Source organism: Prevotella veroralis (assembly GCF_018127765.1).
Taxonomy (GTDB): domain Bacteria; phylum Bacteroidota; class Bacteroidia; order Bacteroidales; family Bacteroidaceae; genus Prevotella; species Prevotella veroralis.
This window is the reverse complement of the sequence record NZ_CP072330.1, coordinates 1,667,748-1,681,300: the sequence shown is the minus strand read 5'-3', so window position 1 is coordinate 1,681,300 and position 13,553 is coordinate 1,667,748. Positions and strand designations below refer to the sequence as shown.

Below are 13,553 nucleotides of genomic sequence, written 5' to 3'. Positions count from 1 at the left end.
ATTTGATATAGAAGTAAGCTATAGTTTTATCAGCGTTGCTGGTATATGATAAAGAGATGATAAAGAAGGAAGAAGTCTATAAGATAGGGCGCATAGGGAAACCTCATGGCGTACACGGAGAGTTGCAACTGCAGTTCTCCGATGACGTTTTTGATGCTGTTGATGCCGATTACTTAGTATTGGAGATTGATGGAATACTTGTTCCCTTCTTTATGGAAGAGTATCGTTTCCGTTCGGATGAGATAGCGCTTATGAAATTCTGTGATATAGATACGGAGGCACAAGCACGTGAACTTACTGGTTGCGAAGTATTCTTTCCACGCAAGTTGGCGGCAGATCGAACCGAAGATGTGTCTTGGGCGCAGATTGTGGGCTACTCATTAATAGACGAGCAAACAAAGAGAACCATCGGAAAGATTACTGCCGTTGATGAGACAACAGTAAATACGCTCTTCGAAGTGGTTACGTCTGAGGGGAATGATGTTCTAATACCTGCGAGCAACGACTTAATCGTTAAGGCTGATACCATAGGTCAGACGATAACCATGCGCATTCCTGCTGGGTTGCTCGACCTATAACTCATCGTATAAAGAAAATACAAATGAAACAACAAATCTGTATATTAGGTTCCACTGGTAGCATAGGTACACAGGCGCTTGATGTCATTAGTCAGCACCCCGATCTCTATGAGGCTTATGCGCTAACAGCTAATAAGCGTTGGAAAGAACTGGCTGACCAAGCCCACAGGTTCCATCCATCTGCTGTGGTTATTGCCGATGAGAACTATTACGAATCGCTGTCTTCTGCACTATCCGATATGCCAGATATAAAGGTATATGCTGGTGCGAAAGCATTGGAAGAGATCGTTGAGTCGCCATCTATTGATATGGTACTTACAGCGATGGTAGGCTATTCGGGACTAGCTCCAACTATACATGCTATCAAGGCAAAGAAGAAGATTTGCCTGGCTAATAAGGAGACATTAGTAGTGGCGGGAGAGCTTATTTTGCAGCTCGCACAGCAATATCACACACCGATCTTACCAGTCGACAGCGAACATAGTGCTATCTTCCAAAGTCTAGTAGGGGAAGATGATAACGAGATAGAGAAGATACTTCTCACCTGTTCAGGAGGTCCTTTCCGCACCTTCACGCACGAACAGTTGAAGTCTGTCACAGCCGCTGACGCACTTAAACATCCCACGTGGGAGATGGGAGCAAAGATTACCATCGACTCCGCCTCATTGATGAATAAGGGTTTTGAAGTGATAGAAGCTAAGTGGCTCTTTGGCGTTCCTGCAGATAAAATCCAGGTATTGATACATCCGCAATCGATAGTCCATAGTGCTGTACAATTTGTGGATGGAGGTGTGAAGGCACAATTAGGAGTGCCCGACATGCGCCTTCCTATACAATATGCCTTCTCATTCCCTAAGCGATTGCCACTCAATGGCGATCGTTTGAATCTCTTCTCTCATCCCTTAGAGTTCTTCGAGCCCGATGTTGAGAAGTTCAAGTGTTTAGCGATGGCGTATGAGGCTATTAATAAAGGTGGCAATATGCCGTGTATCGTTAATGCAGCCAATGAGATTGTCAATGCTGGGTTCCGTCAAGGTGCGTGCTCATTCCTTGCTATGGGCGACATCATCGAACAGACGATGCAGCGTGTAGCCTTTGATAAGAATCCTGATTACGATATCTATGTGCAAACAGACGCAGAGGCGCGTCGTGTGGCACAATCAATTATGAACAATAAATAATGGTTATATAACAATGGAAACATTTCTAATCAGATTGCTTCAGTTCGTTCTGGCAATCTCTTTACTTGTCTTGCTACATGAAGGCGGACACATGTTCTTTGCGAAACTCTTTGGAGTTCGTGTGGAGAAGTTCTTTGTATTCTTCGATGTGAACATCGGTAAGTGGTCAGGTAAACTCTTCAGTTGGAAGCCGAAGAAGGACGATACCGAATATGGAATGGGCTGGTTGCCCCTGGGAGGATACTGTAAGATATCGGGAATGATAGATGAGAGCCTTGATAGGGAACAGATGAAGAAGGAACCACAACCATGGGAGTTCCGTACTAAACCAGCATGGCAACGACTCTTAATAATGATTGGTGGCGTGTTAGTCAACTTCGTCCTCGCATTATTCATCTATTCGATGATTATGTTCACATGGGGAGACAGCTACTTCAAGGTATCTGATATGACCATGGGAATGCGTTTCAATGCTGATGCCAAGGCTTTGGGATTCAAAGACCATGACGTTATGTTGGGTACAGACCAGGGTTCTTTCCGTGAGTTCGCTAATGTCAATGGAGATTTCTTCCGCCAGATTGCACAGGCAAAGCGTGTTGATGTGCTGCGTAATGGTAAGAAACAGAGCATTAAGCTACCAGGAGATATGGATATGTTATCCATGATTAAGACACGCCCTTACTTCGTTGAGCCATTTATTCCAGCACAGGTTGACAGCGTTATGAGCGGTTCTCCAGCCGCTAAAGCGGGTATGAAGGCAGGCGATGTTATCAAGTCTATCAATGGGAAAGCTGTTGAGACGTGGTCAGACATGAATTATCAGACAGGCGTCTTAGATGATGTTATGGCAGTGAAGAACACCCATAAGGATTCACTTGCAGCTCGTTCCGTCGTCTTAACGGTGCAGCATAAAGGCGCAACAAAGCTCGATACCATGCGAATGGTTATGACTCCCGACTTGAAACTGGGCGTTTATCAGTCGAGCTTAGCCTCTTTCTATAAGCCAGTGCAGGTTCAATATAGTTTCCTTGAGAGCTTCCCCGCTGGTGCAAAGCATGGTTGGAACGTTCTACGAGGCTATGTCGGCAACTTCCGTTACCTTGCTTCGGCTGATGGAGCAAAGAGTATTGGCGGCTTCGGATCGATTGGTAGCCTCTTCCCTCCTTATTGGGACTGGTATATGTTCTGGTCGATGACAGCCTTCTTGAGCATTATTCTAGCCTTTATGAACATCCTTCCTATCCCTGCGTTAGACGGTGGTCACGTAGTATTCTTGCTTTATGAGATGATTACACGTCGCAAGCCATCAGAGAAGTTTATGGTTTGGGCAGAGTATGCTGGTATAACAATACTCATTATATTAATGGTGTTTGCCAACCTTAATGACATCCTTCGCTGGCTGCATGTGATGTAATAAAAAGCCTCACCACAAGCCTCACTCCCGTCCTCTCTCCGAATGGAGAGGGGGGTGAACATTACTGTTTGCGTACAAAGGGATAGTTGGTTGGGCGTGTAACGAGGCTGTATTTTGTTAGCAGAACAGCAAGATTAAAGAGAAGAACGTGCCACAAAGTAGGGACAGACGCCCTCGTCTGTCCACTTTTAAGCCTTTGTGACAACTCCGTTAGACACTCCTCTCCTTTCTCGAGGAGGCTGGTTGGAGCTTTCGGTTGCTTGCGTTCTGGCGGACAGACGAGGGCGTCTGTCCCTACTTTGTGGCATCCCTTTGGATAGAAAGAACTATCCCAACAGGCTACCGCTATGCACTCCTCCCCTTGGAGGAGGCTGGGAGGGGTTTCTATCCGAGGGCATCTGTCCCTACTTTGTGGCATTATCATTAATTAAAGGAACGCTCTTCTCATGTCGAGAAGGGCGTTCCTTTGATGCGAGAAGGGCGTCTCTTCGATGTGAAGAGACGCCCTCTTTGTTAGCAGATGGTACCGTTCACTCCCCTCTCCATTCGGAGAGGGGGCGGGGGAGAGGCAGTAGATAGGGTGGAGGTGAAGCACCTTATAACTTACTCTCAACCCACTTACGTGCATTGACGAAGGCCTCAATCCATGGCGTTATCTCGTCTTTGCGACGCTCACGAGGATAGTAAGCCTGCTGCCAAGGGAATATAGATCGCTCCAAGTGAGGCATCATTGCGAGGTGACGACCATCCTGTGAGCAGATTCCTGCGACGTTATAATCGGAGCCGTTCGGGTTGCCTGGATACTCTGCATAGTTGTATTTCGCAACAATGTTGTACTTGTCTTCTGCCTCTGGGAGATAGAAGCGTCCCTCTCCGTGTGCTACCCATATACCGAGTTTGTCACCACTTAATGAACCAAACATCACACTATTGTTCTGTGGAATGGCTACATTGAGGAAGGTGCTCTCGAACTTCTTACTTGTATTATGGCATAGATGTGCACGGTGCTTATGCTCTGGATTGATGAGGTTCAGTTCCACCATCAACTGACAACCATTGCAGATACCGAGTGAAAGGGTATCCTCACGTGCATAGAAGCGGTCGAGTGCTTGCTTAGCCTTTGGGTTATAGAGGAATGCACCAGCCCATCCCTTAGCAGAACCGAGCACGTCAGAGTTAGAGAAACCGCCGCAGAAGACTATCATATTCACCTCTTCCAACGTCTCACGACCGCTGATAAGGTCGGTCATAGTGACATCTTTCACCTCGAAACCAGCTAAGTAAAGTGCATAAGCCATTTCTCTTTCACCATTAGTACCCTTTTCACGGATAATAGCAGCCTTTGGCGTTGCATGGTTCGTGGCAGGTTCTGATGACTTCCATCGGTCTGCATCCAATCCATATTGCTTGAGCGTTCCGGTGAAGTCAGCGTTGAATCTCATTTCTATAGGCTGCTTCTTATAGTTCGTGTAACGCTTCTTCGCCATACCATTCATGCTCTGCTTACGATCGAGCAAGTAAGAGGTCTTATACCATGTGTCACGTAGAGCATCAATATCGAGTTCTACCTTCCATTCGCCATCAGCTATGTTAAGTACACGTTGATTGATTTGTGGAGCACCGATACATGCGAATCCAATGCAATTCTCCTGTAAGAATGCTTGTACCTCGTCCTTGTGCTCATCCGCAACCTGTATTACTACACCTGGATTCTCAGCGAACAACTTCTTGATAACATCATTGCCTTGGATGTTCTGAAGGTCAATATGCAATCCACCTTCTGTATTGGCAAAGGTCATCTCAAGTAGGGTTGTAATCAAACCACCAGCCGAGATGTCATGTCCAGCGAGTATCCATCCACGACGGATAAGCTCTTGAATGGCATCGAAACAGTCGCAGAAGTATTGTGGCTCTTTGATAGTTGGAACGTCACTACCTATCTTTCCGAGACTTTGGGCGAATGCGGAACCTCCTAAACGTTGCTCATCAAAACTGAAATCGATATGATAGATGTGGCTCTTCTCATCGTTCACAAGTACTGGAGAAACTACCTGACGAACATCACTCACCTCGCCACCGCTCGTCACGATGACCGTTCCTGGAGAGATAATCTTGTCTCCATTAGGATATTGCTGGGTCAGAGAAAGAGAGTCCTTACCTGTTGGAACGTTCACACCGATAGCGCAGCAGAAGTCGGATAGAGCCTTAACTGCGCTGTAAAGGCGTGCGTCTTCACCCTTCTGTGAGCGACAAGGCCACATCCAGTTAGCCGATAAGCTGAGGCTGTCCATGCCGTCAGCCAATGGTGCCCAAACGATGTTCGTCAATGATTCAGCAACGGATAATACGGAGCCTGCCTCTGGTGATGCAAGACCTGCCTGAGGCGCATGGCCGAGTGCAGTGGCTATACCTTTATGTCCACGATAGTCTAATGCTACGACACCACAATCCGATAGTGGGAGTTGTATCTCACCCTGGCATTGCTGTCTTGCAACCTTACCTGTAACAGAGCGATCAACCTTGTTTGTCAACCAGTCCTTACATGCAACGGCTTCCAATTGGAGCACACGTTGGATGTACTCTTCCACCTTATTTATATTATAAGAGGCGTCTTCATATTTGCGAACGACGGTCTCATCCTTCATAATTGTCTTAGGAGAATGACCGAACATCTGCGCTACGTCTAAGTCGAAAGGCTTAACACCATCACCCTGAACGAATGAGAAGTGAGCATCGCCAGTGGTCTCACCAACAACATACATAGGTGCACGCTCACGCTCAGCAATCTTCTTTACGTGCTCGAGGTGCTTCTCATCAATGAGTAAGCCCATGCGCTCCTGTGACTCATTGGCTATAATCTCTTTCGCACTAAGTGTCTTGTCGCCGATAGGAAGTTGGGTCATATCTATCTTGCCACCGCAATCTTCTACTAACTCACTCAAGCAGTTTAAGTGACCTGCAGAACCATGGTCATGGATGGAAACAACGGGGTTGGTGTCTTCTTCTACCAATGCACGCACGAGGTTGTAAGCACGTTTCTGCATCTCTGGATTAGCACGCTGTATGGCATTCAATTCGATACCATTAGAGTAACGACCCGTATCAACAGATGAAACAGAACCGCCACCAAGTCCGATACGGTAGTTATCACCACCAACGACAACCACCTTGTTGCCTGCCTGTGGTTCGCCCTTTAGGCAGTCACGTTTGGTACCATAACCAACACCACCAGCCAACATGATGACCTTATCATAAGCATATTTCTCGCCATTCTCTTGGTGCTCAAAGGTGAGGAGTGAACCCGTAATCAATGGTTGACCGAACTTATTACCGAAGTCGCTAGCACCATTTGATGCCTTGATGAGGATTTGTTCTGGGGTCTGATAGAGCCATTGACGAACGGGCAATATGTCTTCCCAATCTCTAAGAGCTGGTGTTGAATTATCGTCCTCTTTAAGTCGTGGGTAGGCAGTCATATATACTGCAGTACCTGCGATAGGCCATGAACCAACACCACCACCCATACGGTCGCGTATCTCACCACCTGTTCCTGTTGCGGCACCATTGAATGGTTCAACCGTAGTAGGGAAGTTATGCGTCTCAGCCTTGAGTGATATTACACTCTCAATAGGCTTTATGCGGAAATAATCCGATACACTTTGATTGGCTGGAGCAAACTGTTCTATCTCTGGTCCTTGTGCAAAGGCGACATTGTCCTTATAGGCTGACAGAATCTTTCCTGGGTTCTCTTTCGTTGTCTTCTTAATGAGACTAAAGAGACTACTCTCCATTACTTTGCCATCAATGATGAACTCTCCGCCAAAGATCTTATGTCTACAATGCTCGGAGTTAATCTGTGCGAAACCAAATATCTCAGAGTCTGTCAGAGGGCGACCATTTTGCTTTTCAATCTTATGAAGGTATTCCATCTCTTCGGGTGAGAGCGCAAGACCTTCTTCTTCATTGAACTTTTCTAAGTCGTCCACATGCTTGATGGGCTCTGGCTCATGGTTAACAGTGAAGATGGATTGGTCTAATCCATCATACATACGTTGTAACATTGGGTCATAATCTGCCTCTTTGCTCTTCACAGGGAAGTACTCCTCTATACGCAAAATGCCGTCAAGACTCATGTTTTGAGTAATCTCGACGGCATTTGTACTCCATGGAGTTATCATTTCACGACGTGGCCCTACATAGTAACCTTGCAATGATTCTTCATTCTGCAAGTAGGTGGCGTCGCCGTAAAGCCAGCAAAGTTCGTTGATTTCTGCGTTAGACAAAGCATGATCTACTTCTGTAGCAATCACGCTCTTGGACTGAGTTCTGAAGAAAAGAATCATAGTCTTTATATAAAAATTGGTGTAACTTCTGTTTGCAAAGATACTATTTTCTTTGGATATATGACTTGTCTACAAATGTTTTTTGCGGTACAAGATATTTGCTTTGAGATAGATTTTTATTATAAGGTGGTATCAACTCATTTTGTTTTGCTATTGACCTAACATTGATAATAAGGTATGATATGTACTTGGAAGGTGGAGATGGTGTGTTATCATGCTATCTAAAGAGAATAAAAAGGGACTTGTTTGTAGTTTATTGCCATTTATGTTTAAATTGTTGCTATTAATATTGTTTATATTGAAATATAGTAGTAAATTTGCAACGTGATGTAGCTAATCGGTAAAATTTTGGCGTTCGTACCATTACGAGGCGTAATAATTAAACGCTAAAGGAAGAATTTCTCGTATTGTATCATAATAATCGGTATTGCGGTATATTGATATTGGTGATATTAAAGAAATTGTTTTTATTGATAACAGGAACCACTGCATTAAGTAATAAATATAATCCCTATAAAAAGAATGAAACGTATTTTTGTTTTAGGCATTATGCTCATGACAATGAGCATGGCGTATGCAGGTTCAACAACTGAGATGAAAGGCGACACGCTTGTCATCACTGTAAAAGCTAATGGAGACTTGGCTGTAAGTAATTTCTCAGATGCACAGAAGAATTCTACTAAGGTTAAGATTATCACAGCTAATGGTGTGAAGATATCGAAGAACGATTGGGATAGTTTCTTCGGTACTGATTATACGACACCGACTTTCTCTAAGATTATAGACTTGAATTTGGCATTGGCAGAGTTTGAGAATGATGATGTGCTTAAGACTCTGGGTTTTAATTCTCCTAAGCTGAATGATGAGAGGCAGCTTGGTGAACTTGTTCTTCCAGAGAGTATTCATGAAACCAAGTTCTCATTTGACGATAATCATAGCAAGTGGACAAGTGTAGTTTTCCCCAACGCTACTAAAGAGGTAAATAAGGGAACAACGGTGATTGCTGCAGGAGTCTTTACTGGTGAAGAATGGATTCAGAAGCTAACTATTGGTACGAGTGTCAAGTCTATTGGTGTATACGCTTTCAATAATTGTAAGAATCTCAAAACAGTGGATTTCCTGTATGGTATACAGCGGATTGATAAGCAGGCGTTTTGGGGCTGTGCTGGACTGACTCAGGTTATTCTGCCCGAGAGTCTTGAGGAGATTGGAGAGGGGGCTTTTGAGAGTTGTAAGAACATCACAACGCTTCGCCTGCCGAACTCACTGAAGACCATTAGGAAAGAAGCTTTTGAAGGAACAGGTATTAAGACTGTTGTTATCCCTGAAAGTGTAGAACTGATCGAGAGTCAGGCATTCGGTGGAAATGGTTCTCCTCTGACAGATGTGTATGTGCTTGGAAGTAATACGAAAGCAGCTTTACAGGCTTTCCAGCCAACGGGTTACACTTATGGTTATTCTTATAATGGTGCAGGCAAGGGCGAACGTGTGCAACTCAAAGATTTTACAACGAGCACAGGTCGTTATACGATATTGCATTACCCAGAAGGTGCGTATAAGAAGTATGTCAACAAATACATTCAGGTGATAGGTACAGATGAGTATGCAAAATCTGGTTATCCTGAATATTATAATCGTTGGGTGGTTGATGCTGAAAATAATAAATATCCTGTACAAGACTATGGACTATTCACCAATCCCAGTGGTGACTTCGCTGGTTGGAATGAATTCATGCTCACTGGTAAACTGAAAAATATAGAAAAGGACGAACGACTTGTTGAGGGTAAGTGGTATTCAGTCTGCTTTCCGTTCGATTTAACAGAAGAGCAGATTAAAAATGCTTTTGGTGATGCAACAGAAGTATGCGAGTTCAGCGGTGTGAAGAGTGAGAAAGATCCACTTGCTGCTGGTAAGAAATATATCACTTTGCAATTCAAGAAACCAGTAAAGGATATGAAGGCACACCATCCTTACATGATTCATCCAGGTTTACATCATGCCAAGAATAACGTCATAGTTGGTGTGACTAAAGATGAAGATACGGATCATGATAAGTATGCCAAGAAACTGAAAGAACAGAGTGTAAGCCATGTTTGTGATGGCGTAACATATACTTTTATTGGTAACCATACGGCAGGAGTACATGTTCCGAAGTATAGCTACTATTATTATTCTGGTAATGATGTAAGGTGGGAGAATGCCTTTTATAAAACGTATTACGCTGGTGTTGTCTTTACTCCGCAAACGGCTATCGTTAAGCTCGAGAAAGACAATGGTTCATCAGCTAGCACTGCTAAGCAGATTTATTATGAGCATGGCTTCCTTAATTTGGATGATTCGAGTACAACGGGAATCAATACACTCCCAGCAACTGATACATCAGTATCATCCCCTGTTAGTAATAACAACGTTTATAGTGTCTATGGACAGATTGTCCGCCGTGGTACGACAAGTCTCGAAGGATTGCCTGCCGGATTGTACATTGTGAACGGAAAGAAGTATGTTATTAGATAATTAACGATATAAAAACGAAAACAATGAAAGCAATATATATTCGTCCTACAATTGAGCAAATTACAGTAAATGTAGAGGCATTTCTTGCAGGAACAGGAACTGAAAAGGGTAAGTATGACATCGGTTCTGATTCTTCTCAATGGCCTAAAACTGGTGGTATCCATGATGACCATGGGGACGGTCCAGGTGTAAGTGGAGCGAAGAAGAATTTTTTTGAGAGTTCTTGGGAGGATTAAATTTGTATGATATTATAATAGAGGTGTGTCAGAAGTTTATTTTGACACACCTTCTCTATATGGAAGAAAATAAACTTCATGTGTTTTCTTTTGATCTGCTATTTCAAGTTAAAAATATCTAAACAGGCTATACTTCTGCTTGCTTTGTTCGCTTTTATAATATATCTTTGTGGCAGATATCAAAAAACGAAAATGGTTATATGAATATGAAAAAGAATCTTTTAATTATAGTTTTAGCTGTTGGGACATTAACTTTCGGTAGCTGTGCCAGTAAGAAAGATTTGGAGAATTGCCGTACAGAGAATAATCAGCTGATGGCAGACTACCAGAGTGCGAAAGAAACGATAGCTGCCAATAATGCACGTATCAAGAGCTTGGAGGATCAGTTGGCACAGGCAAGAGAGAGTGCTGCTGCATTACAGGGTAGTCTTGATAATAGTTTGAGAAATGCCAACTCAAACAATATCAACATTTCAAAGCTTGTTGATCAGATCAATGAGAGTAATCAGTATATTCGCCATTTGGTTGAGGTGAAGTCTAAGAGTGATTCTTTGAATATGGTGCTGACAAACAATCTTACTCGCTCTTTGAGCCGTGAGGAGTTGAAGGAGGTTGATGTACAGGTTTTGAAAGGAGTTGTGTATATCTCTTTAGCTGATAATATGCTTTATAAGAGTGGTTCTTACGAGATTAACGATCGTGCCGAGCAAACTTTAAGTAAGATTGCTAAGATTATTACGGATTACAGTGATTATGATGTTTTGATCGAAGGCAATACTGATAATGTGCCAATCAATACGGCAAATGACAAGATGAAGAATATTCGCAATAACTGGGATCTCTCTTGTTTGCGTGCTGCTTCTGTAGTACAATATCTGCAAGATCACTTCAATGTTAATCCTAAGCGTCTGACTGCTGGTGGTCGTGGTGAGTATAACCCACTTGCAACTAACGATACTGAGTTGGGTAAGCAGCGTAACCGTCGTACACAGATTATCATTACTCCAAAGCTTGATCAGTTCATGGATTTGATAGGTAAAGCTCCAGATTCAAATCAGACAAAGTAAGTTGTTAGAATAATTTGAGTTATTCTTAGTTTTAATAATCCTGCCTATTAAATTTTAGTGGGCAGGATTATTTGTGATAGTCTCCTCCTTTATAAGTCATTTATAATTCATCGAACTCACGTTAAACTTAATGTTCACTAATGTTCCTTATAATGCGCTTTGGGTTGTAGTCTTTTATTTTGAGGTTTTTTTGTTTAAAAAGACCTATTTTGAGAATTGGTGCTTTGTGTGGATTAAAATGGTCTTTAAATGGCTGTTTGAATTGATGTATGTCAAATAGGGTTGCTTGTTTTTACTTTTTTGAAACTTTTTCTTCAAAAGATTTGGAGGGTATCAAAATTATCCATACCTTTGCACTCGCTTTTACGAAATAGGCGGTTTGCTTATAACGTATAGAGTGATAAGAAAAGAGTTCTTTGAAAAGATTTACATAAACAGAGAAGTAGTACAAGAAGCGTCTGTTTGGTTATGAATCAAACAGATGGGTAAAAGAAACGAACCGATCAATTAATTGAAAAGGTGCTTTTTAACTTGATACTTAAGGATAGGCATTCTGAAACAGAGACAAACAGATGGCTTGTATTTATATAAGTTGTCACAAATGATATTTTACAATGGAGAGTTTGATCCTGGCTCAGGATGAACGCTAGCTACAGGCTTAACACATGCAAGTCGAGGGGAAACGGCGTTGAGTGCTTGCACTCTTCGGACGTCGACCGGCGCACGGGTGAGTAACGCGTATCCAACCTTCCCATAACTAAGGGATAACCTGCCGAAAGGCAGACTAATACCTTATGTAATTCTTAGATGACATCAGAAGAGAATGAAAGATTTATCGGTTATGGATGGGGATGCGTCTGATTAGCTTGTTGGTGGGGTAACAGCCCACCAAGGCAACGATCAGTAGGGGTTCTGAGAGGAAGGTCCCCCACATTGGAACTGAGACACGGTCCAAACTCCTACGGGAGGCAGCAGTGAGGAATATTGGTCAATGGGCGAGAGCCTGAACCAGCCAAGTAGCGTGCAGGATGACGGCCCTATGGGTTGTAAACTGCTTTTGTATGGGGATAAAGTCAATCACGTGTGATTGTTTGCAGGTACCATACGAATAAGGACCGGCTAATTCCGTGCCAGCAGCCGCGGTAATACGGAAGGTTCGGGCGTTATCCGGATTTATTGGGTTTAAAGGGAGCGTAGGCCGGAGATTAAGTGTGTTGTGAAATGTAGACGCTCAACGTCTGACTTGCAGCGCATACTGTTTTCCTTGAGTACGCACAACGTTGGCGGAATTCGTCGTGTAGCGGTGAAATGCTTAGATATGACGAAGAACTCCGATTGCGAAGGCAGCTGACGGGAGCGCCACTGACGCTTAAGCTCGAAGGTGCGGGTATCGAACAGGATTAGATACCCTGGTAGTCCGCACAGTAAACGATGGATGCCCGCTGTTGGTACCTAGTATCAGCGGCTAAGCGAAAGCATTAAGCATCCCACCTGGGGAGTACGCCGGCAACGGTGAAACTCAAAGGAATTGACGGGGGCCCGCACAAGCGGAGGAACATGTGGTTTAATTCGATGATACGCGAGGAACCTTACCCGGGCTTGAATTGCAGAGGAAGGATTTAGAGATAATGACGCCCTTCGGGGTCTCTGTGAAGGTGCTGCATGGTTGTCGTCAGCTCGTGCCGTGAGGTGTCGGCTTAAGTGCCATAACGAGCGCAACCCCTCTCTTCAGTTGCCATCAGGTGATGCTGGGCACTCTGGAGACACTGCCACCGTAAGGTGTGAGGAAGGTGGGGATGACGTCAAATCAGCACGGCCCTTACGTCCGGGGCTACACACGTGTTACAATGGCCGGTACAGAGGGACGGTGTAATGCAAATTGCATCCAATCTTGAAAGCCGGTCCCAGTTCGGACTGGGGTCTGCAACCCGACCCCACGAAGCTGGATTCGCTAGTAATCGCGCATCAGCCATGGCGCGGTGAATACGTTCCCGGGCCTTGTACACACCGCCCGTCAAGCCATGAAAGCCGGGGGTGCCTGAAGTCCGTGACCGCAAGGATCGGCCTAGGGCAAAACTGGTGATTGGGGCTAAGTCGTAACAAGGTAGCCGTACCGGAAGGTGCGGCTGGAACACCTCCTTTCTGGAGAGAATGTTTATTAGTTAGTAAGTTGACAAGTATTTAAGTATATGAGTTGACGAGTTAACGGTACTCAAGATA

8 protein-coding genes and 1 rRNA gene are annotated in these 13,553 nt (G+C 44.0%); 7 read left to right on the top strand and 2 right to left on the bottom strand.

Annotated elements, in window-relative coordinates:
- Window positions 1-56: 56 nt before the first annotated feature.
- The 3 genes from rimM to rseP are packed head-to-tail and all read left to right on the top strand — an operon-like array spanning window position 57 to window position 3,173.
- On the top strand, window positions 57-578 hold the full coding sequence (rimM, locus tag J5A55_RS07165; protein ID WP_004382779.1) for a ribosome maturation factor RimM: 522 nt from the start codon (window positions 57-59) through the stop codon (window positions 576-578).
- A 23-nt stretch (window positions 579-601) separates the two neighbouring features.
- Entirely contained in the window at window positions 602-1,759 is a 1,158-nt protein-coding gene (locus J5A55_RS07160; protein ID WP_004382778.1) for a 1-deoxy-D-xylulose-5-phosphate reductoisomerase, read from the top strand.
- Window positions 1,760-1,772: 13 nt separating this feature from the next.
- On the top strand, window positions 1,773-3,173 hold the full coding sequence (gene rseP / locus J5A55_RS07155; RefSeq protein ID WP_004382777.1) for an RIP metalloprotease RseP: 1,401 nt from the start codon (window positions 1,773-1,775) through the stop codon (window positions 3,171-3,173).
- A 61-nt stretch (window positions 3,174-3,234) separates the two neighbouring features.
- Here rseP and J5A55_RS12335 read toward each other — a convergent pair whose 3' ends face one another.
- Complete coding sequence (locus J5A55_RS12335; RefSeq protein ID WP_155813777.1) at window positions 3,235-3,591, bottom strand: hypothetical protein; 357 nt, start codon at window positions 3,589-3,591, stop codon at window positions 3,235-3,237.
- Between the two features lie 178 nt (window positions 3,592-3,769).
- Window positions 3,770-7,516, bottom strand: a complete 3,747-nt coding sequence (gene purL, locus J5A55_RS07145; protein ID WP_004382774.1) for a phosphoribosylformylglycinamidine synthase — start codon at window positions 7,514-7,516, stop codon at window positions 3,770-3,772.
- A gap of 522 nt (window positions 7,517-8,038) precedes the next feature.
- Between purL and J5A55_RS07140 the strand changes: the two genes are divergently transcribed.
- From J5A55_RS07140 to J5A55_RS07125, 4 genes are all read left to right on the top strand, one after another.
- Window positions 8,039-10,030 carry a leucine-rich repeat domain-containing protein gene (locus J5A55_RS07140; RefSeq protein ID WP_004382772.1) on the top strand — a complete coding sequence of 664 codons (1,992 nt, stop codon included), beginning with the start codon at window positions 8,039-8,041 and terminating at the stop codon, window positions 10,028-10,030.
- Between the two features lie 23 nt (window positions 10,031-10,053).
- A complete protein-coding gene (locus tag J5A55_RS07135) occupies window positions 10,054-10,266 on the top strand; it encodes a hypothetical protein (RefSeq protein ID WP_004382771.1) in 213 nt (70 codons plus the stop codon).
- Between the two features lie 206 nt (window positions 10,267-10,472).
- Window positions 10,473-11,333 (top strand): OmpA family protein, encoded by an 861-nt coding sequence (locus J5A55_RS07130; RefSeq protein ID WP_039851252.1) that lies wholly within the window; start codon window positions 10,473-10,475, stop codon window positions 11,331-11,333.
- A gap of 611 nt (window positions 11,334-11,944) precedes the next feature.
- A 16S ribosomal RNA gene (locus J5A55_RS07125) occupies window positions 11,945-13,475 on the top strand.
- Window positions 13,476-13,553 lie beyond the last annotated feature (78 nt).